At 63.3% G+C, this 26,436-nt stretch carries 19 protein-coding genes; 4 read left to right on the top strand and 15 right to left on the bottom strand.

All coding sequences use genetic code 11. The features are described from left to right. Window positions 1-325: 325 nt before the first annotated feature. The 9 genes from zomB to PCS43_RS12125 form a co-directional block, all read right to left on the bottom strand. Entirely contained in the window at window positions 326-2,245 is a 1,920-nt protein-coding gene (gene zomB / locus PCS43_RS12165; RefSeq protein WP_270923040.1) for a flagellar motor control protein ZomB, read from the bottom strand. Further along, a complete protein-coding gene (locus PCS43_RS12160; RefSeq protein WP_003943808.1) occupies window positions 2,223-3,128 on the bottom strand; it encodes a decaprenyl-phosphate phosphoribosyltransferase in 906 nt (301 codons plus the stop codon). The genes zomB and PCS43_RS12160 overlap by 23 nt, the downstream gene beginning before the upstream one ends. Then, on the bottom strand, window positions 3,125-3,658 hold the full coding sequence (locus tag PCS43_RS12155; protein WP_003943893.1) for a phosphatase PAP2 family protein: 534 nt from the start codon (window positions 3,656-3,658) through the stop codon (window positions 3,125-3,127). The genes PCS43_RS12160 and PCS43_RS12155 overlap by 4 nt, the downstream gene beginning before the upstream one ends. Continuing rightward, window positions 3,639-5,552 (bottom strand): glycosyltransferase, encoded by a 1,914-nt coding sequence (locus tag PCS43_RS12150; RefSeq protein ID WP_007731821.1) that lies wholly within the window; start codon window positions 5,550-5,552, stop codon window positions 3,639-3,641. Before PCS43_RS12150 ends, PCS43_RS12155 begins: the two co-directional genes overlap by 20 nt. Next, window positions 5,549-6,763, bottom strand: coding sequence for a UDP-galactopyranose mutase (gene glf / locus PCS43_RS12145; protein WP_007731822.1), 1,215 nt, complete (start codon window positions 6,761-6,763; stop codon window positions 5,549-5,551). Before glf ends, PCS43_RS12150 begins: the two co-directional genes overlap by 4 nt. A 69-nt stretch (window positions 6,764-6,832) precedes the next feature. Beyond that, complete coding sequence (locus tag PCS43_RS12140) at window positions 6,833-7,756, bottom strand: MBL fold metallo-hydrolase (protein ID WP_209910862.1); 924 nt, start codon at window positions 7,754-7,756, stop codon at window positions 6,833-6,835. Between the two features lie 110 nt (window positions 7,757-7,866). Continuing rightward, on the bottom strand, window positions 7,867-9,018 hold the full coding sequence (locus PCS43_RS12135; RefSeq protein WP_007731824.1) for an acyl-CoA dehydrogenase family protein: 1,152 nt from the start codon (window positions 9,016-9,018) through the stop codon (window positions 7,867-7,869). A 2-nt stretch (window positions 9,019-9,020) separates the two neighbouring features. Next, entirely contained in the window at window positions 9,021-10,202 is a 1,182-nt protein-coding gene (locus PCS43_RS12130) for a thiolase family protein (RefSeq protein ID WP_007731825.1), read from the bottom strand. Window positions 10,203-10,292: 90 nt separating this feature from the next. After that, a complete protein-coding gene (locus PCS43_RS12125; protein WP_007731826.1) occupies window positions 10,293-11,696 on the bottom strand; it encodes an amino acid permease in 1,404 nt (467 codons plus the stop codon). Between the two features lie 171 nt (window positions 11,697-11,867). Here PCS43_RS12125 and PCS43_RS12120 point away from each other — a divergent pair, with 171 nt between their 5' ends. Beyond that, a complete protein-coding gene (locus PCS43_RS12120; RefSeq protein ID WP_003943944.1) occupies window positions 11,868-13,361 on the top strand; it encodes a PucR family transcriptional regulator in 1,494 nt (497 codons plus the stop codon). A 102-nt stretch (window positions 13,362-13,463) separates the two neighbouring features. On the opposite strand, the gene PCS43_RS12115 is transcribed toward PCS43_RS12120, so the two are convergent. Further along, window positions 13,464-15,026: a SpoIID/LytB domain-containing protein gene (locus PCS43_RS12115; protein WP_270923039.1), complete on the bottom strand. Its 1,563-nt coding sequence runs from the start codon at window positions 15,024-15,026 to the stop codon at window positions 13,464-13,466. Window positions 15,027-15,357: 331 nt separating this feature from the next. Between PCS43_RS12115 and PCS43_RS12110 the strand changes: the two genes are divergently transcribed. Next, complete coding sequence (locus PCS43_RS12110; protein ID WP_030535825.1) at window positions 15,358-17,331, top strand: N-acetylmuramoyl-L-alanine amidase; 1,974 nt, start codon at window positions 15,358-15,360, stop codon at window positions 17,329-17,331. 37 nt (window positions 17,332-17,368) lie between these two features. On the opposite strand, the gene PCS43_RS12105 is transcribed toward PCS43_RS12110, so the two are convergent. Beyond that, entirely contained in the window at window positions 17,369-18,190 is an 822-nt protein-coding gene (locus tag PCS43_RS12105) for a Cof-type HAD-IIB family hydrolase (protein WP_037131235.1), read from the bottom strand. 172 nt (window positions 18,191-18,362) lie between these two features. Between PCS43_RS12105 and PCS43_RS12100 the strand changes: the two genes are divergently transcribed. Next, window positions 18,363-19,070 (top strand): Ltp family lipoprotein, encoded by a 708-nt coding sequence (locus PCS43_RS12100; RefSeq protein WP_081305320.1) that lies wholly within the window; start codon window positions 18,363-18,365, stop codon window positions 19,068-19,070. A 25-nt stretch (window positions 19,071-19,095) separates the two neighbouring features. Here the strand turns inward: PCS43_RS12100 and PCS43_RS12095 are convergent, their stop codons facing one another. After that, window positions 19,096-19,830 carry a lysophospholipid acyltransferase family protein gene (locus tag PCS43_RS12095; protein WP_058038054.1) on the bottom strand — a complete coding sequence of 245 codons (735 nt, stop codon included), beginning with the start codon at window positions 19,828-19,830 and terminating at the stop codon, window positions 19,096-19,098. Window positions 19,831-19,833: 3 nt separating this feature from the next. Next, window positions 19,834-20,589, bottom strand: coding sequence for a lysophospholipid acyltransferase family protein (locus tag PCS43_RS12090; RefSeq protein WP_003943903.1), 756 nt, complete (start codon window positions 20,587-20,589; stop codon window positions 19,834-19,836). A gap of 93 nt (window positions 20,590-20,682) precedes the next feature. Here PCS43_RS12090 and PCS43_RS12085 point away from each other — a divergent pair, with 93 nt between their 5' ends. Next, window positions 20,683-21,522 carry a hypothetical protein gene (locus PCS43_RS12085; RefSeq protein WP_075831794.1) on the top strand — a complete coding sequence of 280 codons (840 nt, stop codon included), beginning with the start codon at window positions 20,683-20,685 and terminating at the stop codon, window positions 21,520-21,522. Between the two features lie 10 nt (window positions 21,523-21,532). Here PCS43_RS12085 and PCS43_RS12080 read toward each other — a convergent pair whose 3' ends face one another. Further along, a complete protein-coding gene (locus tag PCS43_RS12080; protein ID WP_209910857.1) occupies window positions 21,533-25,006 on the bottom strand; it encodes a beta strand repeat-containing protein in 3,474 nt (1,157 codons plus the stop codon). Between the two features lie 252 nt (window positions 25,007-25,258). Then, window positions 25,259-26,436, bottom strand: a 1,178-nt coding sequence (locus PCS43_RS12075) for an Ig-like domain-containing protein (protein ID WP_270923038.1), incomplete at its 5' end; no start/stop codon positions are given.

Here is a 26,436-nt window from a genome sequence, read left to right as displayed (position 1 = left end):
TGCTCTCTCTCTTCGTCTGCGGAACCCACTCGGTGGAGTGGTTCCGGCGGATTCCGTCGGGGAACAGGCTTTTCTGCCAGCCCGAACGAGTTCGGGTCGGCAGCGGACCTCTTCCAAGTCACACTGCGCTCGCTGGACTTTATGTCACAGGTTCAGCTGTGACAAATAGGTGGACCGTTACGTCCCAATCCGCGAGCAACACCGTCATCACCCCTCGGGGGTGATTCAGGTTAGGTGAATCGTCTTCGAGTACATCGTGGCCAATCAATTCGGTGTTACTGAATCGAAATATTCAAACCCTCAACAGTCGGTGATGCTGATCACATCACCTGGGTGACTCCGGTGGAACGAGACCGCAGCGTTCCAATTCGTAGGCCGGAACCCGGTCGAATCGGTACTTCGCGAAGTCGAATGCCTGCTGGAAGTTCTGTTTGAATCTGGCCCAGGTCAGCTCGGAGCGGTACGACGTGAGCAGCTCCTGAGTTTCCGGGCAGGTGATGGCCAGCTTTGCGTCCGCAACCCAGTCTTCGTCGAGGAAGAACGGCAGCCACGGTCGAACGTCGATCATTCCCGTGTCCGCGACCACCCAGTCCGGATAGAGATTCTTGTCGTGCCCGATCCGGCCGTCCTCGAGTCGCTCGGTGTGAGCTGCCAGGGGATACGCCAGCCCCATCTGATCGAGCACCCGAACGTCGAGGCCGACGTTCATGCTCGTCATTCCGAGGTTGAGGAAGAAGACGACGTGCTCGGCCGGCTCTTCGATCGGTCCGGGTGGTGGGACGACGAACCAGGAGTCGTAGCTCGCGGACGGCAGCAGCAGCCCACCCTCCGGAGTCCGCGCGATGGTCTCGACCATGGCACGCATTCGCGGATAGTCGAGGTAGTCCTCGGCCAGGATCGGATGCTTGTGACCGGTGTTGAGTGCGTAGAACGCTCGCTCGTCGACGATTCCCGAGCGACCCACCACGGATCCTTCGGGCATACCCGTCGTGTTCGCGGCGAAGAAGGCCCAGATGATCGTGCCGATCCACAGCACCGCCGAGACTCCGAAGATCGCGGTGTCGCGATTACTTCCGAACGCTGCCCGCGCCGGCACCCGCAACGGAATGACCGCCACCGGGATGAGCAGGCAGAACAGCACCGGCAACAGGACGCGGCCGTGCATGAAGTCGCCGCCGACGCGCAGAGAGTAGATCCCGAGGATCAGCCCACTGCCGAGAATGAAGGTGACAATCGCCCGCGGCGTGCGCAGAAACTGCTGAAAGCGCTGCCACAGCGGGCGTGCGGGTTGATCTGCGATAGCGGTAGGTGTGTCCGCTCGGCTTCGCCACACGAGCAGCAGCGCACCGATGAGCAGGAACAGCAACGGTAACCAGAGCAGGTACGGCCCGACCAGGTTCCACAGGTAAGCAAAACCCTGCGCCCACTTCGCGCCACCGGCGTCCTTCGACACCGCGGTGTTCGGGTATGGCAAGGCGTAATAGCCCATTCGCCAGATCTGATAGCCCACCGGGACAAGTCCGGCGACGACGACGATCAGTGTGCGAATCTTCCAGGTCAGGCCTGCGGAGAGAACGATCATCATCAACGCGGCAGCACCGGGAATCGCCATCTCGGGTCGAACCAGTGGTCCGAGTCCGGCCACGAACGAGAGAGTCAGGATCGACGCCGTGGACGGCGTCGACGCCTGCGCCCACCGAACGAGCAGTACCCACAGGAGCGCGATCCAGAAGATCACCAAGCATGTCTCGAGCCCGGAAGTGGCGAAATCTCGCGCAGGCGGAACCGCGATGTAGACGAGAACACCCGCCGGTACCAGCAGGATCGTTCCGCCCGCCGACGGCCGAACGCCGCGGTACAGACGACCGGTGCCGAGCATCGCCAACACGACGGCAGCAGTCGATAGTACTAGCGCGATCGTCAGAACAACGTATTCGAGACGGATCTGCGTGAGCCAACTGAACGCGTAGACGATGTACGTCCACGCGGTACTCGTGTTCGCCTCGACACGCTCACCCGCGTTGAAGACCGGGCCGTTCCCCGCGAGCAGGTTGCGGACGGTTCGCAAGACGATGAGTCCGTCGTCGGCGATCCAGCGACGCTCCCACGCACCCCAGAACATGAGGGCAGCAGCAAGCACCACCCCGCCGAGAAAAACTCCTCGACTGAGGGTGGTGCGATTCGCCGCAGTGTCGACGTGCGGGTCGGCCTCGGTGCGTGGCTCAGACGAGGTAGACAGCGACACCCACTACTCCGATCCACGCAATCGCGAGGAGTTGCAGCACCCGGTCACCGAGCGCGATCTCCTCAGGCTCTCCGGCTTCGCCGCCGTCGACGTCCACCGCGTATCGCAGCACCGCGATGGTGAACGGCACCATCGAGATGGCGTACCAGTTGGTGCCCTTGATGGCGTCCTGTTGGAACGCCCACAGTCCGTAGCAGAGGACCAGCGTCGTCGCTGCCATCGTCCACACGAAACGCAGGTACGTCATCGTGTAGCTCTCGAGGGACTTACGGATCTTCGCGCCGGTCTTCTCGGCCAACTGCAATTCGGCGTAGCGCTTGCCTGCCGCCATGAAGAGTGAGCCGAACGCCATCATCAGCAGGAACCACTGCGAGAGATCGATCTCGGCGGCAACGCCACCGGCGATCGCTCGAAGCAGGAAGCCGGACGAGACGATGCAGATGTCGATGACGGCCTGATGCTTGAGACCGAAGCAGTAGGCGAGCTGGATGACGATGTACACGCCCATGACCACGGCGAGTTGCCAGTTGGCCAGGAAGGACAGCCCGATCGCACCGGCAAGCAGCACGACTGCCATGCCGTAGGCGATGTTGACGGGTAGAACTCCGGCCGCGATGGGACGGAATCGCTTCGTGGGGTGAGCACGGTCGGCTTCGACATCCATCGCGTCGTTGACGAGATAGATGCCTGATGCCGCCATACAGAACACGACGAACGCCAGCGCGACGGGCAACAGCACGTCGGCTTCGGTGGCGGTTCCGGCCGCGATGGGCGCTGCCAGCACAAGGACGTTCTTGACCCACTGACGTGGGCGAAGCGCCTTGACGATGCCGGCGGGCAGGGACTTCGGGGGTCCGCTGACCGTAGCCGGTTCCTCGCTCATTTATCTCCACATTTCTGTTCGGCTCTGGCTTCTTCGACCCGGCGAACTACCGCCGCGGATGCGGCTCCCAGTGCCGCTCCGGCGAGTACGTCGGTCGGGTAGTGAACTCCCAGGACCAGACGCGAGAGCATCATCGGGGGCACCAGCAACGCCGGTAAGGGTAGCCCGGTGAGCCGACCGATCAGCACAGCCGCCGCCGTCGTCGACGTCGCGTGTGATGACGGGAAGCTGAGCTTGCTCGGTGTCGAGACGTTGACCTGCACCGAAGGATCGGAAGGTCGCTTGCGCCTGACCACTCGTTTGATCACCACGGAGGCGGCGTGTGCACCGAATGCTCCGACGGCTGCTCCGGCCCATTCCCGTCGACGCGGCTTGTCCACAGCAGCTCCGACGGCAGCGATCGCGATCCACCCGAGGGAGTGCTCACCGAAGTGAGACATACCGCGGGCGACCTTGACGGCTCCCGGCAGCTGCCCGACGGTCGACTGAATCCCGGCCAGAATCTGTACTTCAGGAGATGCCGAAGACACGTTCCCACCTTTCCGTGCTGGTCAGTGAAGGAACGGCGTCCTGGTACTGCTTCTTGAGCTCGGGGAAACGGGCGGCGAGTTCGCGGCGCAACCGTGTTGCTTCCTTGAGCAGTTCGAGCGCGAGTTTCGGGTTTCGCTTGCGGTAGACGACGCCGCGACCGTCGGCCGTGGTGACGGTGACGCCGTCGACCTGCGAGAGCAGGAACCAACGGGCGTCGATGGTCGGAACGTTGAGCTGAGGGCGCTCGAGGTGTTCCGGCTTGGCCGGCTTCACGTTGTGCACTCCGGCCCTGAGGACCCGGGTGATCTTCGCGACGGTCGACAGCGGCAGGCTCACGTCTCCGACATCCGCACCGGAGGGCAGCGGCAACGCAGTCGACGACGGCAGTACGACGGCGTCGGAGAATTCCTTGCGCTGGGCGTGGACCTCACCGAGTGCCGTCGGCAGCATGTTCGCGACGTGCTCGGGTCCGGCGAGGAAGTCCGCGATGGCCTTGTTCTGGATCGCGACGGTGGAGTACTCGAGGCACAGCAGGTGCTTGAGCGTTGCCTTCACCGTGTTGACCACGAGGCCACGGCCGTTGCCCGGCATGTGGAGCGCGGCCACCACCAGACGGTTACGGAGGTGGAAGTACGCCTGCCAGTCGATGGCGTCGTCCTTGTCGCTCCACGCCATGTGCCAGATCGCGGCACCGGGCAGAGTGACGGTCGGGTATCCGGCTTTCTTTGCGCGCAAACCGTATTCGCAGTCGTCCCACTTGATGAAAAGCGGTAGCGGCTGCTTGATTTCTTCGGCGACCTGGCGCGGGATCATGCACATCCACCAGCCGTTGAAGTCGACGTCGATGCGGCGGTGCAGGAGTTTCGATTCGCGCAGCGGCTTCTTCGAGAAATCGTGGTCGTATTCGACGTTCGGTGCCGCGGTCCACATGAAGATGCCGCGGTCGACCACTTCACCCATCACGTGGAGGTGGCTCCGTTCCTGCAGGTTGAGCATCTGCCCACCCACCAGCATCGGCGACTTCGCGAAACGCGAGAACGAAAGCGCACGCAGAATCGAGTCCGGTTCGATCTCGATGTCATCGTCCATGAACAGGATGTGCTGGCACTGCGTCGTCTTGAGTGCCTCGTACATGATTCGGCTGTATCCGCCCGAGCCGCCGAGGTTGCCCTGATCGTGAATGGCGAGCCGATCACCGAGCGCTGCAGCAGCTTCGGCGAATCCGGGTTCGTCACGCACCTTGCGGGTGCCCTGATCCGGCATGATGACGGCCTTGATCACGTCCGACACCAGCGGATCCGAAGCCAGTGCAGCAAGCGCCTTGACCGCGTCGGTCGGACGGTTGAACGTCGGAATACCAACGGCGACAGTCGCTTCGCCGGGAGCCTCGACGGGCGCGTACCAGCCGCCGCTCTCGACGACCACTGCCGTATCGGTGGTGATGTCGAACCAGATCCAGCCACCGTCCTCGAACGGCGCCAGTTCCACCTCGAACTCGACCGCGGCATCGCCGTCGGCAAATTCCTTGCCTTCCACGTGAATTCGCGAGGAATCCGCCTTGGAACGGTAGATGTCGACGCGGCCGTGGCCGGACAGCTCGAGACGAAGGACCACCGATTTCAGGATGGACCATCGACGCCAGTAGCTGGCAGGGAACGCGTTGAAGTACGTGGCGAACGAGACCTCGGTCTCGGCGCCGAGCGCTACCGACGTGCGCGAGGTCGAGTGCGCCCGCCGACTGTTGGACCAGGACTCTTCCAAGTACAACGTGCGGACGTCGAGCGGCTCACCGGCGCGGGGCAGGATGATCCGCTGAAGCAGGGACTTGCCGAGGTAGGTCACCTCGTCGCCGCTGACGGCATCTTCGCCTTCGAGTAGATGACGTGCGTTCATTCGCTCTCCCCTGCCAATTCCGCACCCGTTTCGAGATGCGGGCGCAGGGTGTTCTCGAACATCGTCAGCGCGCTGGCGATCGCCATGTGCATGTCCAGGTACTGGTAGGTGCCGAGACGCCCACCGAAGAGGACCTTGTTCTCCGCGGTCTCCTTCTTGGCGCGTGAGCGGTACGCGGAGAGCTTCTCGCGATCCTCTGGAGTGTTGATCGGGTAGTACGGCTCGTCCTTCGCCTCCGCGGCACGTGAGAACTCACGCATGATGACGGTCTTGTCGGTCGGGTACTCGCGCTCCGGATGGAAGTGACGGAACTCGTGGATACGGGTGAACGGCACGTCGGCGTCGTTGTAGTTCATGACCGGGGTGCCCTGGAAGTCTCCGGTGGGCAGAACCTCGGTCTCGAAATCGAGGGTGCGCCATCCCAGTGCACCTTCGGAGTAGTCGAAGTAGCGGTCGAGCGGGCCCGTGTAGATGACGGGTGCGTCGGGGCTGGCCGTGCGCAGTTCGTCGCGGACGTCGAAGTAATCGGTGTCGAGGCGGACCTCGATCTTCGGATCCTTCGCCATGTTCTCGAGCCACGCCGTGTAGCCGTCGACGGGCAGGCCCTCGTACGTGTCGTTGAAGTAGCGGTTGTCGAAGTTGTAGCGGACCGGCAGGCGGCTGATGTTCGCCGCGGGCAACTCGGTGGGGTCGGTCTGCCACTGCTTAGCCGTGTAGTCACGCACGAATGCTTCGTAGAGCGGGCGCCCGATCAGGGAGATCGCCTTCTCTTCGAGATTGGAGGCGTCCTTCGAATCGATCTCGCTGGACTGTTCGGCGATGAGGGCGCGTGCTTCTTCGGGAGTGAAGTACCGACCGAAGAACTGCGACACGAGACCGAGTCCCATTGGGAACTGATACGCCTGTCCCTTGTGCAGCGCGAAGACGCGGTGCTGGTAGTTCGTGAACTCCGTGAACTGGGTGACGTAGTCCCAGACCTTCTTGTTGGAGGTGTGGAACAGGTGGGCACCGTACTTGTGGACCTCGATGCCGGTCTCCGGCTCTGCCTCCGAGTATGCGTTTCCCCCCAGGTGGTGACGGCGATCCAGCACCAGCACGCGCTTACCCAGCTGGGTAGCGGCACGCTCGGCGATGGTCAGCCCGAAGAATCCCGAACCGACGACGATCAGGTCGTACTGGGCACGGGCGGTCTCTGAATTTGCAGCGGTCACGATGAACCAGGGTATCGGACCTGTTCGGAAGCCGAGGGTTGGATGCGTCACCAGGGCCGATGCGGCAAGTCAGGACGTTGCAAGACCGATTAGACCGGAAGCACTCGGTGCACCGCTCGACTCGAATTCGATCACGATCGGTTCGTCGACGGGGAAGTGTGCGGGAAGTAGAAGTAGTCCCTCCGACGCGCAGCGTTCGAGAAGTTCGCGGCGGGTGGCCCTCGCGATCTCGGGATCCGCGTCGCCGCCCTGGCTGAGGTCCGGGTACAGAAACTGGATCGGATGGTGGATCACGTCGCCGGCGATGACGGCGCCGCCGTCGGCAGTGCGGATCTCGATCACGATGTGACCCGGCGTGTGGCCGGGCGCGCTGCGAACGACGACGCGTGTGCCTTCGGACTCGGCCAGGACGTGGCCGTCGTCGACCGCCTCCCACTTCGCCCCGTCCAGAACGGGACGGACGCTGTCCTCGAAGGTCTGCGCCAGATCCGAGACCACTCCTTCGTGTGGACCGTCGGCGGCGAGTTGTTGGAGCGCGGCCAGTTCGGTGCGATCGAAAATGTAGGTCGCGCGGGGGAAGTTAGGCCGCCAGGTTTCGGCGTCGAGGGCGGTGTTCCAGCCACAGTGGTCGGGGTGCAGATGTGTGCTGACCACCAGATCTACGTCGTCGACGGACACACCGGTGGCTGCGAAGCGTGAGAGGTAGTCGGTGCCGAACATGTGATGCGGCAAGAGGTTCGGCCGGTGTTTGCTGTTGCCGTTGCCGGTGTCGACGACGATGGCCTTGCCGCCGATCTCCACCAGGTAGGTGTGGATGGCAAGTACGAGGTCACCGCTACCCTCGTCGAAGAACTCCGGTGTCAGCCGCGCCGACGCTTCACTGATCTCGGCCTCACTCGCCTGGGGAAAGAGCTCTCGCGGCGGAAACGGCCAGTGCGCCAGCTCTGTCAGTTGGGTGACGCGTGCCGACCCGACGTCGATGGTGAAGCTCATCACAGTTTGCCTTCCGAACAGCTCGATACCGCTTGTGGGCACCCACAAAGGCACCCACCGAAATGCTCGGTGGGTGCCTGGTCGGTGTCAATGGTTTTCGACGCCGGTGATCAAAGACTCTTCGCGATGATGCCCTTCATCACTTCGTTGGCGCCGGCGTAGATCTTCTGGACGCGGGAGTCCTCGTACATGCGCGCGATCGGGTATTCACGCATGTAGCCGTATCCGCCGTAGAGCTGCACGCACCGGTCGACGACGGCGCATTGCTGCTCGGTGAGCCAGTACTTGACCATCGCGGCGTCTGCGCCGTCCAGCTCGCCGTTGAGGTGATCCTCGATGCAGTTGTCGAGGAAGACACGGCAGGTGCGTGCGATCGTCTGGCACTCGGCCAGCTCGAAGGCGGTGTTCTGGAACTCGAAGAGGCTGTGCCCGAACGCTTGACGCGCCTTGGTGTATGCGACGGTCTCCTCGACTGCACGCTCGATGGTGCCGATGGCCTGCGCGCCGATGATGAGGCGTTCCTGCACCAGCTGCGCCATCAACTGACCGAAGCCGAGCCCCTCGGACTCACCGAGGAGGTTCGAGACGGGAACGCGAACGTCGGTGAAGGACAGCTCCGACGTATCGGCGCCATGCTGACCGACCTTGTCGAGCACGCGGCCGACCGCAAAGCCTTCGCAGTCACGAAGATCCACGATCAGGAGCGAGACACCCTTGGCGCCCGCCTTGGGGTCGGTCTTGACGGCAAGCACGATCATGTCTGCGCTGCCACCGTTGGTGATGAAGGTCTTCGACCCGTTCACGACGTAGTGGTCACCGTCACGGATCGCGGACGTGGTGATTGCCTTGAGGTCGGAACCTGTTCCTGGCTCGGTCATTCCGATGGCGCCGAGGATTTCGCCCGTCGCCATACCTGGCAGCCAGGCCTTCTTCTGCTCTTCGCTTCCGTACTCGAGCACGTAGTGGGCGACGATGCCACTGTGCACGGAGTTACCGAGCGCATAGTCACCGCAGTAGCCCTGCGCCTCGAAGACAGCGAGATCGTGCGCGAAAGTTCCACCGCCCCCGCCGTATTCCTCGGGAATCGAGCAGCACAGCAGGCCGAGCTTGCCGGCTTCGAGCCACACGGACCGGTCGACGCGATGCTGTGCGTCCCACTGCTCACGCTTGGCGATCAGTTCACGATCGAAGAAACCGCGGGCCAGTTCGGCTACTGCGGTGATCTCGTCGTCGTGCCACGACGGCTTGCGCTTGGTCGCCATGATCAGACCCGCTTCAGCAGGGCAGCGAGTGCCTGACCGCCGCCGATGCACATGGTGACGATGCCGAATTCGAGGTCGCGGCGAACCATGTCGCGCGCGGCACGCAGGGTCAGGATGGCTCCGGTGGCGCCGACCGGGTGTCCGAGCGCGATCGCTCCGCCGTACGGGTTGGTCTTCTCCGGATCCAGGCCACTGTCACGGATGACGGCGATGGCCTGCGAAGCGAACGCCTCGTTGACCTCGGCGGTGCCGATGTCGGACGGCTTCAATCCTGTTTGTGCAAAGAGCTTTTCGAGAGCGAGCACGGGAGCGTAGCCCATCAGGCCGGGCTCCATGGCTGCCGTCGTGACGGTTTCGAGCGTGACCAGTCCGGTGAGACCGCGCTTGGCTGCCTCCGTGCCCGTCGCGAGGACGAGTGCGCCGGCACCGTCGTTGATGCCCGACGCGTTACCGGCGGTGACGGATCCGCCCTCTTCGAATGCGGGGCGCAGCTTGGCGAGGGTTTCGACGGTGGTTCCGGGCTTGGGATGCTCGTCCTCGGTGACGGTGACGGAGCGCCGACCACCGGTCTCGACGGGAGTGATTTCCTCGGCGAATGCCGCCTTCGCTGCGTCGGTAGCGGCGCGGCGCTGAGATTCGACGGCGAACTCGTCCTGCTGCTCGCGACTGACGCCGTACTTACGGGCGACGGCTTCGGCAGTGCGGCCCATGTGAGCCTTGCTGAACGGGTCGGTGAGCATCGCGACGGTGCCGTCGACGAGGCTGCGATCGCCGAGCTTGTAGCCCGAGCGGGCGGCGAAGTCGTAGAAGGGCATGCGAGACATGCTCTCGTCACCGCCGGCGAGCGTGATGGCAGCTGCGCCCCATCGCATCTGCATCGCCGCAGACCACACAGCCTGCAGGCCGCTGCCACAGAGGCGGTTGACGGTGTAGGCGGGGACGTTCTCGGGCAGTCCGGCGGCGATGCCGACGCGGCGTGCGTTGTAGGCGTCCGGGCCGACCTGGCCGATGCAGCCCATGACGACCTCGTCGATGTCTTCGGGCGCAACGCCGGCGCGGCTCAGCGCGGCCTTGGCTGCTGCGGCGCCCAACTCGTGCGCGGGTACGTCCTTGAAGACGCCGCCGAAGCTACCGACGGGGGTCCTGGCCCCGTCGACGATGACGATCGGTTCGGGTGTGGTCATGATTGTCCCCATCTGCTGTGCTCACGTCGATTTCTCTGTCCGTGGCCGATACTAGGACATCGAAGTATCTCGCAGATGGGGACGTTGGTGTCAGGGTGTGGGAGCGCTCTCGGCGACGGGCACGACCTCGGCGTCGGTGTCTTTGTGGTTCCGGTAGCGGTAGAGCCCGATACCCACGAGGATCGCTGCAAGTCCCAGGGACACGATCATCTGGCTGCGCGTCGAGTCCAGGGTGAGCATGCCGATGCAGAGCGCGATGATGGCGGCGATCGTGGCGTAGGTCAGGTACGGGAAGAACCACATCTTGAGTTCCAGCTCCTGGCCCGAAGCTTCGAGCTTGCGGCGGGTGCGCAGCTGGGACACCGAGATGACCAGCCAGACGAACAGCGCGATCGCACCGGAGGAGTTGACCAGGAACAGGAAGACCTTGTCCGGGGAGAGGTAGTTCATGCCGACGGTCAGGAAGCCGACGATCGTCGAGACCAGGACAGCGCGCATCGGGACGCCGGTCTTCTCGATACGTGAGAGCGACTTGGGGGCGTCGCCGCGGCCGGCGAGGGAGAAGATCATGCGGCTCGCGGTGTAGAGACCGGAGTTGAGGCAGGACAGAACCGACGTGAGGACGACGACGTCCATGATGTTGCCCGCGGCCGGAATGCCGTAGGAGTCCATGACGGCGACGTACGGGCTGAGTGCAACCGACGCGCTGTCCCAGGGAAGCAGGGTGACGACCACCGCGATCGAGCCGATGTAGAAGATGAGAATTCGCCAGACGACGGATTTGACGGCTGCGCGAACAGCTTCGAGCGGGTTGGCCGATTCACCGGCGGCGATGGTGGCGATTTCGGCCCCGAAGAACGAGAACACGACCACAAGGACTGCGGCGAGCATCGCTCCTGTTCCGTTCGGCAGGAAGCCGCCGTGACCGGTCAGGTTTGTCATTCCGGGTGCTTCGACGCCGGGCATCCATCCGCAGATCGCCACGATGCCCATGCCGAGGAACGCGATGATGGCGACGACCTTGATGGAGGCGAACCAGAACTCGAACTCGCCGAACGACTTGACCGAGATGATGTTGGTCAGCGTCAGCACGATCATCAGAATCAATGCCCAGGTCCACTGGGGAACCCCCGGAACCCAGCGATTCATGATGAGGGCACCGGCGGTGGCCTCGATACCGAGCACGATGATCCAGAACCAGGCGTACAGCCAGCCGATCGAGAAGCCCGCCCAGCGGCCGATGGCCTTGTCGGCGTACGAGGAGAACGAGCCGGTTTCCGGCGACGCTGCCGACATCTCACCGAGCATGCGCATCACGAGGATGACGACGACGCCGGCAAGCGCGTAGGAAATCAGGACACCGGGTCCCGTCTCCTGGATCGCCACACCGGAGCCGACGAACAGTCCGGCGCCGATGACGCCTGCGATCGCAATCATCGACAGATGCCGCTTCTTCAGCGTGTGCTGAAGTGCCGGCTGGTCTGTACTGGACATCAGTACTCCTTGTGGGCTGTTCGGAACGTGGATCTCGGTGGCGCTCTATCCGGAGCGCATTTTCGATAGCGCCAGTGTCGGACCTTCGGCAAGCTCGCGTCAGGCTCCACTTTGTACAAACGTGACCGCAGGCACTACAAAGTGGCGAGTTCGAGGTGTCAGACTGGACTCATGCCCATCACGCTCCGCCAGCTTTGTGCGACCGAACAGTTCGGCCTTCGCGTCCTGGCTGGGCACGACCAGCTCGATCGCACCCTGACCTGGGCACATGTCTCCGAACTTCCCGACCCGACGCCCTTCCTCGACGGCGGTGAACTACTACTCATCACCGGGGTGTCACTACCGACGACGGCCGCGGAAACGACCCGATTCGTACGGACCCTGGTGGCGGCCGGAATTGCCGGAATCGGTTTCGGAACCGGCCTCGGATACGAGCAGGCGCCACAGACTCTGGTGGATGCGGCCACCCGTTTCAGTGTGCCCCTTCTCGACGTCCCATTGCGAACACCTTTCATCGCCCTGACCAAAGCGGTGTCGAAGGCGCAATCCGACGACGACATGAAAGCGCTGCGCAGCAATTACCAGAGCCTGCGGCGACTGCTTCAAGCTGCGGTGACGGTCAACGGCACCCGGGCAGTCGTACGACGGGTGGCGGAATTGATCGGCGGATGGGCGGCTCTGCTGGACTCGGCCGGACATACCGTCGAGATCTCACACACCGCCGCGGCCGCAGGAATCGAGCGAACTGCCCCCGAGCGCGACGCCCGCCCGATGGAAGTCAGTTTCCTCACGAGTGAGAACGAGGACGTCATCTCCCATCCTCTGCTGACGTCGAGGGGAAAGCTGATGGGGTACCTCGTCGCCGGCTGCCCCGGCGCCGTCGGTTCACTGAATCAGGGCATCGTCATCGCAGCCGCGTCTCTGCTCACGTTGATGACGGCTCGAACCCGAGACGCACAGCTGACGATGAACCACCTTCGTACCGTTGCGATGCATCAGCTGTTCGAGGGACAGAATGCGCTCGCCCGCAACATCTCCGGGGAACTGTGGGGAGGATTTCCGGTCGAGCCTTTCCAGGTCTTCCACGTAGCGGGCCCGAGTGGCCTGCTCGAGAGCGTGTCCGTCTCACTGCTCGATGGCCTCAGCCGCGATCTGGCGTTCGGCATCACCGACGGTGCACTGATTGCCGTCGTCTCGGCTACCGACAGCGGGCGAATCCTCGCCCGTGTCAACGAAATCGACGTCACCGTCGGCGTGTCGGACATGCTGTGGTGGGACGATCTCTCGCGCGCCAGACGCCAAGCCGCGCAAGCAGCAGCCGAGGCGGGTGCCCGCAACCTGCCTTCGATGCGGTTCGCCGAACTCTCGGAGAGCGGATTGTCCGCATTTCTCGACCAGGATCGCTCGACGGCATTCGCGGCGGCACACTTGCGCCCGCTTCTGGAAGCGAAGGGCGGTAGCGATCTCTACCGGACCTTGGCCATGTGGTTGGCACACAACGGGGTGGGCGACGCCGCAGCCACAGCGCTGAATATTCATCGGCATACGTTGCGCAGCAGACTCGCTCGGATCGAGAGCCTTCTCCAGCTCGACCTCGGCTCCCCCACGGAACGTGCGGAGTTGTGGCTCGAGTACCGCCTGCTCGGCGACGCCCCGACCATCTGACCGACAACCAACGAACCCTGAACGACCTGAAGGGCCTCCGCCGGGTTACGGCAGAGACCCTTCAGAGTCGATACGTGCGAGTCGCTACCGACCGACCTTCCCCTAGCTTCCGCCCGTCGGTATCCACTCGCGGAGCACGTTGGCATCAACTACCTGCGCGCCCAAAACCTTTGTCCAGATGATGGTTCCGTTTTCGTAGACACGGAAAGTGCCTGCTTCGGAGGGCAACTGCATCTCCGGGCCGGCAGGAGCACCGAGAGAGCCGCTTTCACCGCCGAGCTCCCGATACTTCTTCTCGATCTGCGTCTCCGTAACCGTACCCGATGGATCGTCGGATGGCGAATTAGATTCCGGCACTGTCGATTCCGAATCCGGTGCCACTACCACACCCGCACCGCCACCGATGGTGAACCAGTCGGATTTCAGGCCGAGTTTCTGGCGGAACTGAATTCCGGTGGCGCCAACAGTTGCATTTGTTCCGACTACCTCGACTGCCGTCACTCGCCCGCCGTCGGTACCGAATCCGTTGCGCGAGAGAATCTTGAGCGATTGCAGCTCACCCACATCGAAGGCGTCCGCAATCTGCCCTGCGGTCAGATTCACTGTCCAGTCATGATTCGGAGAAAGCGCGTCACCGAGATCCTCGACGGCCGGGAATTCACCGCCGGAGCTGTAACCTCCTGTGGACGAGGAGAATTCGGTGGCAACGATCTTGCCGTCACGCGACAGAACGGCGCCGGCGGTGGACCGGACGGCTTCGGTGGTGCGGGGATCTTCCTTGCCCGCTCCGCCGTAGACCTGGCAGTCCTGAGTGTCGCAGGTGTCGGCGTACGAGCTGCGATGCTCGGTCGCAGCGTACGAGCGTGCTGCCACGGCTTGCGCCCGTAGCGCTTCGGCCCCACCGGAATCGGCCCATTCGGCCTTCGCTTCGACCGGCACCACGCCGAGCAGGTAGTCCTCCATGTCGAGGAGATTGACTGTCCGAGCCGAGCCGTTGTCGAGCACTACGCCGAGGGCGCCTCGATAGGGCGCGTCGTTGTTGCACAGCTTCAGGAACTGGTCGGCGGGTCGATCAGGACCGAGGTCCACCGGGTCCACCCACGGATGGTCGGTGACCGCTTCCCAGACAACCCCGCCACCACACCCGCTGGTGACCACTACCTGCGCACCGCCACCGGGCAGTGCAGTGAGATGGGCAGCCTCGCCGGGCGCGGTGCGCTGACCGTTGACCACGAGGCCGGCGTCGGAGTAGACGTCGAGCGTCGAGTTGTCCTGGGCCGTGAGCCGCACACTCATCTGGGCGGGCGGCATCGAGTCCAGGACGGTTCCGCCGTAGTAGTGACTGAGGATTCGCTCGCCGGACCAGCCGTCGTTCTTGGCGTAGCCGTAAGCGCCCCACTGGCCCATTCCACGGCCATGTCCGTTGCCGTGACCGGAGAGCGTGAATTGCGTGTCGGCAGCGACGGCATGCAGGATCGACGGCTCGTCAGCGCGGATTTGCGTGAAACCTCCGATCGCGACGCCGAGCGCAAGAGCCGGAACGAGACCGAGGACCGAGATCCGCATCAGCGAGGTTCGCCTCCCGGGTCCGCCCACCAGAAAGCGACCTGCGCGACCGGACACAGGCTTCTTACCTGCAGTTCCGCTTCTTCCGCTTCTCGCCATCAATGCTCTCCTCATCGCTACCGGCCTCACGAGTCCGCGAAGTCGGTACTTCGCGCGCAGGCCAGTCCACAACGATTTAACTAAAGTCTCACCCTAAGGTTGAGCGTTATGGACTTTTGTGACTAGTGTGGCAAGAGTGTTTGGAGTTAGCAACACCAGTCACACGAGTCACATCAGCATCACGAGTTGCAGACGTACGCGTCCGAAAACTGGAGTTCAACCCCAGAACATGGCATCCGACCTGCTCGGATCCGGTTTTGAAGGATTCCGTTCACGGCCGTCATCGGCCCTGAAGTTCGCTCGCAAGTAACTACAACCGAGGAGTAATCCCTTGCCACACCGTCGACCGAAGCCCTCGCTCGTACTCGGGGCTGTAGCCGCAGTGGCTGTCGCAAGTCCTTTTGCGGTCTACGGCTTCACGAGCACTACGTCCGATGTACGTTCCGCGAACGAGACGACGTCAGTAGCAGTGCCGACCCAGATCGCAGAGGTGCTCCTCGCGTCGGTGCCCGACATCATCATTCCGGTCAAGGAGCTGACCGGTCTCGATCTCCCCGACATCAACCTCGGTGATCTGAGAAACCTCAAGCTCCCGACCGAAATCCCGCTACCTCCCGGGATCACGCTGCCGACCGAGCTGTTCCCGGCACCCGCTGCTCCCGGCGCCCCGACCGAAACCGCTCCGGTTCCTTCCGAGGAAGAGCCAGGTGCCGTGGTCAAGGAAGTCACCCGCGACACTCCGTTCAGCATGGTCGCGTTGACCTCGGACACCATCGCCTCGGCGCAGTCCAAGGTCCGCGCCCTGGCCGAAGACGGCACCTGGGGCCCGTGGTTCACCCCTGACGCCATCGACTCCGCCAGCTCGGATCAGGCCACCAACTCCGGTACCGCCACCGAACCGGTCTTCGTCGGCGCCACCAAGTCCATCCAGATCCTCACGCCGCAGGGTGCCGCTGCTCCCGCAGCCGAGGTTGTGCCGGCCCCGACTCCGGAAGCTGCCCCCGCGCCCGCTCCGGAAGCTGCCCCCGCTGAAGCACCCGCAGCCACCGGCGAACTCGGGTACACACCCGCTTCGGTGTCCAAGCCGCTTCGCCAGGTGACGACGGCAGCAGATGCCGTCACCGCCGTGTTGATCGACCCGGGTGCCAGCGAGGCAGACAGCAATCTGCAGGCCGTCGCAGCGCCGCTCGGCGGCAGCGGACCGTCCGTCATCACCCGTGCTCAGTGGGGAGCAGACGAGTCACTTCGCTGCGACTCCCCCACCTACGACGACTTCATCGGTGGCGCGACCGTTCACCACACCGCAGGTAGCAACAACTACACGAAGGCCGAATCGGCCGGCATCGTCCGCTCGATCTATGCCTACCACGCACAGACGCTCGGCTGGTGCGACGTCGGATACAACGTCCTCGTCGACAAGTACGGTCAGACCTTCGAAGGCCGCGCAGGCGGACTCGACAAGGCAGTTCAGGGTGCACACGCGGGTGGATTCAACGAGAACACCACCGGTATCGCGATGATGGGCGACTACTCCACCGTCGAGCCTTCGCAGGCGACGCTCAACGCCGTCGGCAAGTTCCTCGGTTGGAAGCTCGGCATGGCCGGACTCGATCCCAAGGGCCGAACGACGATGTACTCCGAGGGCACCGAGTTCACGCCGTACCCGCAGGGCGCAGCAGTCGATCTGCCGATCATCTTCGCCCACCGCGACGTCGGAAACACCGCGTGCCCGGGTGATGCCGCATACGCACACATGAACGACATCCGGAACATCGCGGCCGCGAACATCGGGGGAACGTTGAACCCCTCGAACCCTTCCAATCCGTCGACGCCTGCGCCCAAGCCGACCACTCCGGTCGACACGGTCACCGGTGGCACCGGTTCGTCGATCCCGGATCTGGTCACCCAGATTCTGCAGATCACCGACAATTCACCGCTCGCGCAGAAGTGGATCGCCGAAGGTGGCGAGATCGGACGCCTCGGCCAGGCACTGTCCGGAATTCTGCAGGCGAAGCTCGGCAACCAGGGTGCGCTGTTCCAGAACGGCGCTGTCTACACCTCGCCGAACGGCGGAGTGTTCACCGTGCTCGGCGAGATCTTCAAGTCGTGGCAGAGTTTCGGTTCCGACGCGGGTGAACTGGGATTGCCGATCTCGGACGAGTACTCGATCCCGGACGGCCTGCGCAGTGACTTCGAGAACGGTTCGCTGATCTTCAACCAGATCACCGGCATGGTCACGAAGGTCCTCAAGACCTACAACGAGACCTTTGCCCAGGAAATGGCCAACAGCGCGCCTGTCGGCTGACACTCGAGCAGTACACGTCCTCGGGCGCTGGTGGGTTCTACGACCACCAGCGCTCGAGGACTTTTGCGACCCCGTGTGCCGAATTGGTGTCGGTGACCTCGTCGGCTGCGGCTTTGGCTTCGGGGTGAGCGTTGCCCATGGCAACGCCGAGGCGTGCCATCCCCAGCATCGGGATGTCGTTGGGCATGTCTCCGAAGGCCACCAGACCCGACAGGTCGAAGCCGAACCTCTCCGCGGCAGCAACCAGGCCCGACGCCTTCGTGATGCCCGGCGCCGAGAGTTCGATCAGTCCGTTCTCGGTGGAGTACGTCATGTCGGCGAGCGCACCGACGTGCGGAGCGAGCGTGTCGTACATCGCCGTGCTGGTCATGCCTGGACGGCGAATCAGGAGTTTGACGGCCGGCGCCGCAAGCACTTCGTCCTCGGACATCTCGGTGTTGTCCGGGTTGAGCCAGGCATGTTCGTAGTCCGGTGAGCTGACGAATTGTGGGGTGGCGGCGTCATGTGCGCTCTCCCCTACTCGTTCCGCGGCCAAACCTGCGCCCGGGAGTGCAACCAGTGCCAGCTCGGAGAGTTCGGTGAGTGCGTCGACCGACAAGGTCGCGGCGCTGAGGACACGGTCGGCGTAGCTGTCGTACACAACGGCTCCGTTGGCGCACACGGCGAGTGGCGCGTATCCCAAGCCCTCGACGACGGGCGAAATCCATCGCGGAGGACGCCCGGTTGCCAGCAGGAACGGCGTGCCGGATTCGACGACGGCATGCACGGCGGCGCGGGTGCGGGCACTGACCAACTCGTCGTGATCGATGAGGGTGCCGTCGACATCGGTCGCAACCAAGGTTGGGCGGTCAGGGCTGATACGACGGTCTGGGCTCACACCGCCATTGTGCCTGCCCGGTACGACGGTCTCGCTCAGCGCGCCCGCTTCGGACATCGCGAAACCGCGAGAGATTCGCGCAAAACGCATTTCAGTCCGACCGGTCTGGTATCTATTGCGGGAGAACAAGACTTTCACAAAGGGAGAAACACCCATGTCCGTGCCGCCCGATCTGCCCCCGCCGCCCTATGGAAACTCCCAGCCTTACGGGAATTCCCAGCCCTATGGCAACTCACAGCCCCAATTCCAGGTGCCTTCGCCGCAACCGCAACCTGAGAAGAAGTCGAAGAAGTGGCCGTGGATTGCCGGTGGAGTCGTCGTGTTGCTTGTCGTCGCAGGCCTCCTCGGTGGACGAGATAAGGACGACTCGAAGTCCACCGCTGCACCGACCACCACCGCTGCACCGACTACCACTGCTTCTACGACGCCTGCAGCTGTCGCACCGATCGTCAGTGCGCCGCCCGCTGCTCCTGCCCCGTCGTCCAGCAAGGTGGCGGCGCCCACGACGACCACATACCAGGCGCCCGCACCTGTGGTCACTACGACAGTTGCGCCTGCCCCGGCCAGGCCGCAGGTCAGCTCCGGTCAGCGGAACGCCGTCCGATCCGCCCAGCAGTACATCGACATGACTGCCTTCTCCCGCAGCGGACTGATCGAACAGCTCGAGTACGAAGGTTTCTCCACGGAGGATGCGACGTACGCGGTAGACAATTTGAACGCCGATTGGAACAAGCAGGCTGCGCTGAGTGCCGAGCAGTACCTCGAGATGACGTCGTTCTCCAGGTCAGGACTGATCGAACAGCTCGAGTACGAGGGCTTCACGAGTGCGCAGGCCGAGTACGGAGCCAACGCCGTGTACTGACCGCATCAGCGCAAGCGCCGTCTATTCAGCGCGCCCGCTTCGCGCGTTCCTGTGCGTCCATGGCCGCAGCTTCCTCCGGCGTCGGTGCGCCACCGCCGAGTCGACGAGGCACCCAGTACGCCCCGGGCTCGTGCACGAACCCGTCCTGCACGTGGCGCAGGATTGCATCCATCTCGATGCGCAGAATCTCGCTCAACGCTTCGGCGGGCTCGACCGGATCGATCGGTGCACCCACCTCCACCGAGATCGGGAAATGATTGCGGCCCAGATTTTTCGGTCCGCCCTTGGTGACGATCCGCTGGGCGCCCCAGACGATCAGCGGAATTATCGGAACGCCGGCGTCGATGGCCATCCGAGCTGCTCCGGATTTCATTTCCTTGATCTCGAAGCTCCGGCTGATCGTCGCCTCCGGGTAGACGCCCACCAGTTCGCCCCGTTTCAGGGCGTCGACTCCGGCTCGATACGCCTGCGCTCCGGCAGAGCGATCGACTTCGATGACACCGCATCCACGCATGAGGAAGCCGAGGACCTTGTTGTCCGCCAACTCGGCCTTTGCCATCACCCTGAGCTTGCGTTTCGCGGTACCGACCGCCAGGGCCGCCGGTATGAAATCGAGGTAGCTCGTGTGGTTGATCGCGATGACGGCACCGCCGGACACCGGGACGTGCTCCGTCCCGGTGCGGGTGACTTTCACGCCCTGGAAACCGCTCAGACCACGCGCGACTACCTCGACAGCGGTGTAAACGGGTTCGAAGGACATCAGTCAGCCTTCGGACTTCCGCGCCTCGCGAGCCTTGGCTTTCGCCTCGGCCTCATCGGCATCCATCTTGTCGGCCTGCTCGAGCGTCGGCGCGCTGCCACCGAGGCGAGCCGGCACCCAGTACTCGCCGGCGGGATGGTCGTAGTTCTTCTGCAGATCGAGCAGCAACTCCTGCATCGTCGACCGCAGCTTCGCCGTCAGCTCACTCGCCGGCTCGAAAGGTGCAATCGGCTCGCCGACGGCAATGGAGATGGGAGTGTTGGTGCGGCCCAAACGCTTCGGATAACCCTTCGTCCACACGCGCTGAGCGCCCCAGATGACGACGGGAACGATCGGGACGCCCGCCTCGATCGCCATCCGAGCGGCGCCGGACTTGAATTCCTTGATCTCGAAGCTCCGACTGATCGTGGCTTCGGGGTACACGCCCACCAATTCGCCGCGCTTCAGGAAATCTACGGCCGCCTTGTAGGAGTCGGCGCCCGCGCCGCGGTCGACCGGGATGTGCTTGAGGGCCCGCATGATCGGTCCGGAGATCTTGTTGTCGAAGACCTCTTTCTTGGCCATGAACCGGATGTAGCGCTTCGGGGTCCGTGCCGGCAGTCCCGCATACGTGAAGTCCATGTACCCGGTGTGGTTGATCGCGATCACGGCGCCACCGGACGCCGGGATGTTCTGCTCTCCCTTGACGGAGAACTTCAGGCCCTCGAAAGCGAAGACGGTACGGGCGATGCCGATGACTGTTCTGTAAACGGGATCCACAGTTCGCTAGCGTAGACGGGAATCCGTGATCTGACCCGCAGCAGTTCTGGGGTGGATGTTGGTCAGAATGTCGCAAAAGGGGCGTACGAACGAATGAAGTCGGCAGGACGAGCGGCAGTGGGGGCAGTCGCACTCGCCATGACGTTGGCGATAACCGCATGTGAGGACGACGGACGGACGGGAATCCTGACGGACGAACCGTCTCCGCCGACGACTGAAACCACGACGACAACCACTCTCGCACCCACGACGACAATTGCGCCCGCTGCGCCGGTCGCGCCACCTCCGGTTGGTGACGTGCCCGGCAATCCGGCTGCTGCGCCGGCCTTGGCAGCTTGGGCAACGGACCTGGTGTCCTTGGACGTGGACGCGCTCACGAACGCATGCTGGACGATGCCGCCCACAACGATCGCCGACCGATACTCGGATGTTCCCGCCATCTTGACGGCCATCGCCGCACCAGGCGTCGACGGCCAGTACGCGGTCACCTGGAGCGGCGGCGGACTCTCCGTCGCCGCCAAGCGCTCGGAGATCGCTTCCGGCTATGCGTGCCCGTTCGTCTTCCCTGCGGGGCAATCAAACTTCTACACCGCGGCCGACGCTTCCCACGCCGTCGTCAGGTTTCTCTCACGCGCCACGGGACGGCCGGTCAATACCCGCGACGTCGAGACGTTCTATCCACTGATCTGCCCCGGCAACAGCCCGTGGGATCCGGACGGCACCGGCGCAACCGGCCAGCCGCCTCTCAAGCTCGATCCGAATCAGCTGGCCGGTATCAAGTCTTTCGACGCCGACGCTGCAACAGTCAGTCCGGTTCGCGGCGACTACGTCCGTGTCACCCTGCCCGTCAGCGACGGAACCGGTAACTCGCGCTCGATGCAGTTCACCCTGTCGATCGGCCCCGAGGGATATTGCCTCGGGGCCGCGACCTGAACTGCTTCGGTCAGGAACCGAAGGGAAGGAAATCGCTCGAGCCAGCGCTGCCTGAACCGAGGCTGCCCGTGCCACCACCGGTTGCAGCCTTGACCTGAATTGCGTGGGCCGTCGAGGTGGAGCCTGTGAATCCGGCTGCGCCACTGTAGATTGCCGAAATCGAATGCGTGCCGGTTGTGGTGAAGGTGTGGTTCAGCGCCGCGATCCCGTTGACCACTGCAACAGCGTCACCGATCGGAGTATCCCCATCCATGAACTGCACCGTTCCACCGTTCTGCACCGAACTGACAGTCGCCGACAGGGTCACCGACTTGTTCACCACGGCATCACCAGGCACCGTCACCACAGTCTCCGTGGTGACATCCGAAGGCGCAGGGTCCGTTACATTCACCGTCCGCGCCTGGGCCGAGGATCCGACTACACCGGCTCCTCCCGAATAGACCGCAGTGATGCTGTGCGCACCCGCAGAGGTAAACGAATGCGTCAGGCCCGCAGCGCCGGCCGTAACCGCTTCAGGACCGCCGATCGCGACGCCACCGTCGTAGAACTGCACGGTTCCGACGCCGACAGCATCATCCGACGACGTTCGGACGGTTGCCCACAAGTCGGTCGCCACACCAGTTTTGGCGTCGGTCGGAATATTCAGTTCGACGACGGATTCCTGGTCGGCAACACTGACCTGAACTGACTTCGCACTCGCAACCGAGTTTTTGAATCCGGCACCAGCGGTGAAATTCGCGGTAATGCTCTGCGCGCCAGCGGCATCGAAGGAATGCGAGAGGGTCGCGGTACCACCGGACACCGTCACCGGTGCACCGATTGCCGTGCCGTTCGACTTGAACTGCACCGAACCCACAGCGTTGTTCGGAGCAACCGTCGCGGTGAGATCAACCGCCGTACCCGTAACCGCCGTCGCGGGAACCGAGAGCGACGTCGTGGTCTCGACATCGACCGGAGCCGGATCAGAGACCGTCACCGTCTGAGCAGGCGCCGACGAACTCACAAACCCTGCACCAGCGGTGAAGTCAGCCGTAACACTCTGAGCGCCAGCAGCATCGAACGCGTGCGACAGAGTCGCAACACCGGACGTGACTGTCACCGGTGCACCGATCGCAGTGCCGTTCGACTTGAACTGGACCGTACCGACAGCATTGTTCGGAGCAACGGTTGCCGTCAGGTCAACCGCAGTACCGGTGATCGCAGTCGCCGGAACCGAGAGCGCCGTCATGGTCTCGACATCGACCGGAGCCGGATCAGAGACCGTCACCGTCTGAGCCGACGCCGACGAACTCACAAAGCCAGCACCAGCAGTGAAGTCAGCCGTAACACTCTGAGCACCAGCAGCATCGAACGAATGGCTCAGTGTCGCAACACCCGCGGAGACTGTCACCGGCGAGCCGATCGCAGTGCCGTTCGACTTGAACTGCACCGTACCGACAGCATTGTTCGGAGCAACCGTCGCAGTCAGATCAACCGCCGTACCCGTAACCGCCGTCGCGGGAACCGAGAGCGACGTCGTCGTCTCGACATCCACCGGAGCCGGATCAGAGACCGTCACCGTCTGAGCCGACGCCGACGAACTCACGAACCCTGCACCGGCAGTGAAGTCAGCCGTAACACTTTGTGCACCAGCAGCATCGAACGAATGGCTCAGTGTCGCAACACCCGCGGAGACTGTCACCGGCGAGCCGATCGCCGCACCGTTCGACTTGAACTGCACCGAACCCACAGCATTGTTCGGAGCAACAGTCGCGGTCAGATCAACAGCCGTACCCGTGACGGCCGTCGCCGGAACCGAGAGCGACGTCGTCGTCTCCACATCCACCGGAGCCGGATCAGACACCGTCACCGTCTGAGTAGGCGCCGACGAACTCACAAACCCTGCACCGGCAGTGAAGTCAGCCGTAACACTTTGTGCACCAGCAGTATCGAATGCATGCGACAGCGTCGCGACACCTGACGCAACTGCAACCGGTGAACCGATCGCAGTGCCGTTCGACTTGAACTGCACCGTACCGACAGCATTGTTCGGAGCAACCGTCGCAGTCAGATCAACAGCAGTACCCGTAACCGCCGTAGCCGGAACTTGAAGCGTTGTAGTCGTACTCAGCGCTGAGCTCGAGATCTCGATGGTCTGAGCTTGCGCGGTCGAACCACCAAAACCTGCAGTACCTGAGTAGACCGCAGTGATCGAGTGCGATCCCGTCGTGGCGAACGTGTGATCCAGGGTCGCCGCTCCGCCAGTCACCGCGATGGGTCCGCCGATGTCGATGCCACCGTCCTTGAACTGGACCGTTCCACCGTTAGCTGCCGGTGAGATGTTTGCGGTCAGCGCGACCGAGGTCTGCTCGACGGCACTACTCGGCACTGTCAACGACGCAGTCGTCTGTACATCGGCAGCGGCCACGCTCACTGTGCGTGCTGGTGACGTGGATGTCAGAAACTCGAGAACACCGTCGTATACAGCGGTGATGGAGTGACCGCCTGCCGCGGTGAATGTATGTGGCAGTGTGGCAACGCCATTGACGACGGCCACCGGGGCGCCGATGTCAGTTCCGCCATCCTTGAACTGAACGGTGCCGCCTGTCGGTGCCGGGGAGACCTGCGCAACCAAATCGGTCGACTGACCGACCGTTGCAGCCGCGCCGGATGTCACTGTGGTCGAGGTCGCCGCCTGCGAGACGACGTTGACGGTGGCCAATGCCTGACCACCCGCATTCAACCCACCACCACTCGAATCGCGCGGAGAGCAGTTGTAGCGCTCCCAGTACCCCGGCCAAAGGGTCTCGTACTGCAAGAACGTGAACGCATTCTTCGGCGAATTGAACGCACCCGAATCACCATCTGTGGCACGCAACTTCGGCTGCACCGTACTACCCGCGGCACCGGCAACCACCGTCACGTCGATCGCGGGCAACCGGAAGGTCTTCCCTGCCCCTACCTCGATTCCACCGTCACTGTTCTTGCTCGTGCTCGGGCCGTTACCGCCCTTGTTGTTCGAGTCAGCAGTCTGATTGTTCCCCGAAATACGCAGATGCGTACCCGCGCCATCCGGCGAACCGCCGTCGTTGATCCGAATCACCGACGGAGTTACACCGGACAAATTCGACGAAGTACCTGCCACGACCTGAGCATCCACCAACGACACCCCTGCAGGTATATCGAAGTCGTACTTGAGCCGCGTCCATTTACCGACACTGCGGCCTGCATGCCCACCCGTCGGCACCGACATCACGTTCGGCTGAACCCGATAGGTGAACGTCGACCCCGCCACCACCTTCTCCGGTGCAGACACCGTCACACCCGTCGAATGAAACACATCCGCGATATCAACAGCCAGATGTTCATAACCATCGCAACCCAGCTTGAACCCGATCGAGTTCTCCACCGCGGGAGATGACGTCGGAGCTGCCGAAGCAACGCCACCTGCCACCAGCACGCCACCGACCAACGCCGCCACCACGACCGCGGAACTTCTTCTCACCAACACGAACTCTCCTCAGCTAGCAACAGACGTGGATCGGGAACCGCACGGAAGGAGGTCACTCGAACAGAGCGGAAATCGGAATGGAGCTGGACGCTCGTACAGTACCCGTCAAAAGTAGTACTTGTATCAGTTATTTCAGACAAATATTCACGAATTGCCAATAGTTCAGCTAACGACCGATCAGCGATTCCCGAAGAGCAATGCCCCCTTGCACCTATGGGCGCAAGGGGGCATCACATCATCGGAGAATCATGAACCGAACGGCAGCGACAGTGAACCGAGCGAACCGGAGCCACCACCCCCGTTACCGACGTTCACAACCGATGCAGTCGACGTGGAACCCGTGACGCCCTGGGCTCCGCTGTAGACCGCGGTGATCGAATGGTTGCCGGTCGTGGTGAAGGTGTGGCTCAGCACGGCCTGCCCACCGACAACATCAACGGCAGTTCCGATCGGAGTCGTTCCGTCGAAGAACTGGACGGTTCCCGACGTCGCGCCGGAAGAACTGACCACAGCCTTCAGCTGCACCGCCGTGCCGACCTTTGCCGAGGACGGAGCCGTCAACGACGTAGAGCTTTCGACATCCGACGGGGTCGGAACCGTGACATTGACGTCGACAGACTCCGCAGTGGACGACGTGAACACACCGGATCCACTGAATACAGCCGAGACTGCAAAGGTGCCTTCTGCTCCGAAGACGTGCGGGAGCTTGGCAACTCCGTCAACAACCGCGACCGGGGCGCCCAGATCGACTCCACCGATCTTGAACTGGACCGTTCCGCCGGAAGGCACCAGGGCGTCCGAGGGATCTTCGGACACTGTCGCGAAGAGATCAACAGGCAGTCCGACCTTGGCTTCACCCTGAACACTCAGCACCGTCTTTGTCGCCTTGTCGACCGGAGCCGGATCGGACACCGTCACCGTCTGAGCAGGCGCCGACGAGCTGACAAACCCAGCTCCAGCGGTGAAGTCAGCGGTAACACTTTGTGCACCAGCAACATCGAACGAATGCGAGAGCGTCGCAACACCCGACGTGACTGTCACCGGGGAGCCGATTGCCGTGCCGTTCGACTTGAACTGCACCGTACCGACAGCATTGTTCGGAGCAACCGTCGCCGTCAGATCAACCGCCGCACCCGTGACGGCAGTCGCCGGAACCGAGAGTGACGTCGTGGTCTCGACATCCACTGGAGCCGGATCGGACACGGTCACCGTCTGAGCAGGCGCCGACGAGCTGACAAAGCCAGCTCCAGCGGTGAAGTCAGCGGTAACACTTTGTGCACCAGCAGCATCGAACGCGTGCGACAGCGTCGCAACACCCGACGTGACTGTCACCGGGGAGCCGATGGCCGTGCCGTTCGACTTGAACTGCACCGTACCGACAGCATTGTTCGGAGCAACCGTCGCCGTCAGATCAACCGCCGCAC

It is taken from the genome of Rhodococcus sp. C-2 (assembly GCF_027854095.1).
GTDB classification, from domain to species: Bacteria; Actinomycetota; Actinomycetes; order Mycobacteriales; family Mycobacteriaceae; genus Rhodococcus_F; species Rhodococcus_F qingshengii.
The sequence above is the reverse complement of the archived record's forward strand: the minus strand, read 5'-3'. Positions and strand labels throughout refer to the sequence as shown.

Excerpts from the sequence above, each read along its gene's own strand:
- PCS43_RS12115 (WP_270923039.1), bottom strand. The coding sequence starts at position 15,026 with ATGGCGAGAAGCGGAAGAAGCGGAACTGCAGGTAAGAAGCCTGTGTCC.
- PCS43_RS12085 (WP_075831794.1), top strand. The coding sequence starts at position 20,683 with ATGAAGTCGGCAGGACGAGCGGCAGTGGGGGCAGTCGCACTCGCCATG.
- PCS43_RS12130 (WP_007731825.1), bottom strand. The coding sequence starts at position 10,202 with ATGACCACACCCGAACCGATCGTCATCGTCGACGGGGCCAGGACCCCC.
- PCS43_RS12135 (WP_007731824.1), bottom strand. The coding sequence starts at position 9,018 with ATGGCGACCAAGCGCAAGCCGTCGTGGCACGACGACGAGATCACCGCA.
- PCS43_RS12125 (WP_007731826.1), bottom strand. The coding sequence starts at position 11,696 with ATGTCCAGTACAGACCAGCCGGCACTTCAGCACACGCTGAAGAAGCGG.
- PCS43_RS12100 (WP_081305320.1), top strand. The coding sequence starts at position 18,363 with ATGTCCGTGCCGCCCGATCTGCCCCCGCCGCCCTATGGAAACTCCCAG.
- PCS43_RS12140 (WP_209910862.1), bottom strand. The coding sequence starts at position 7,756 with ATGAGCTTCACCATCGACGTCGGGTCGGCACGCGTCACCCAACTGACA.
- PCS43_RS12120 (WP_003943944.1), top strand. The coding sequence starts at position 11,868 with ATGCCCATCACGCTCCGCCAGCTTTGTGCGACCGAACAGTTCGGCCTT.
- PCS43_RS12150 (WP_007731821.1), bottom strand. The coding sequence starts at position 5,552 with ATGAACGCACGTCATCTACTCGAAGGCGAAGATGCCGTCAGCGGCGAC.
- PCS43_RS12095 (WP_058038054.1), bottom strand. The coding sequence starts at position 19,830 with ATGTCCTTCGAACCCGTTTACACCGCTGTCGAGGTAGTCGCGCGTGGT.
- PCS43_RS12160 (WP_003943808.1), bottom strand. The coding sequence starts at position 3,128 with ATGAGCGAGGAACCGGCTACGGTCAGCGGACCCCCGAAGTCCCTGCCC.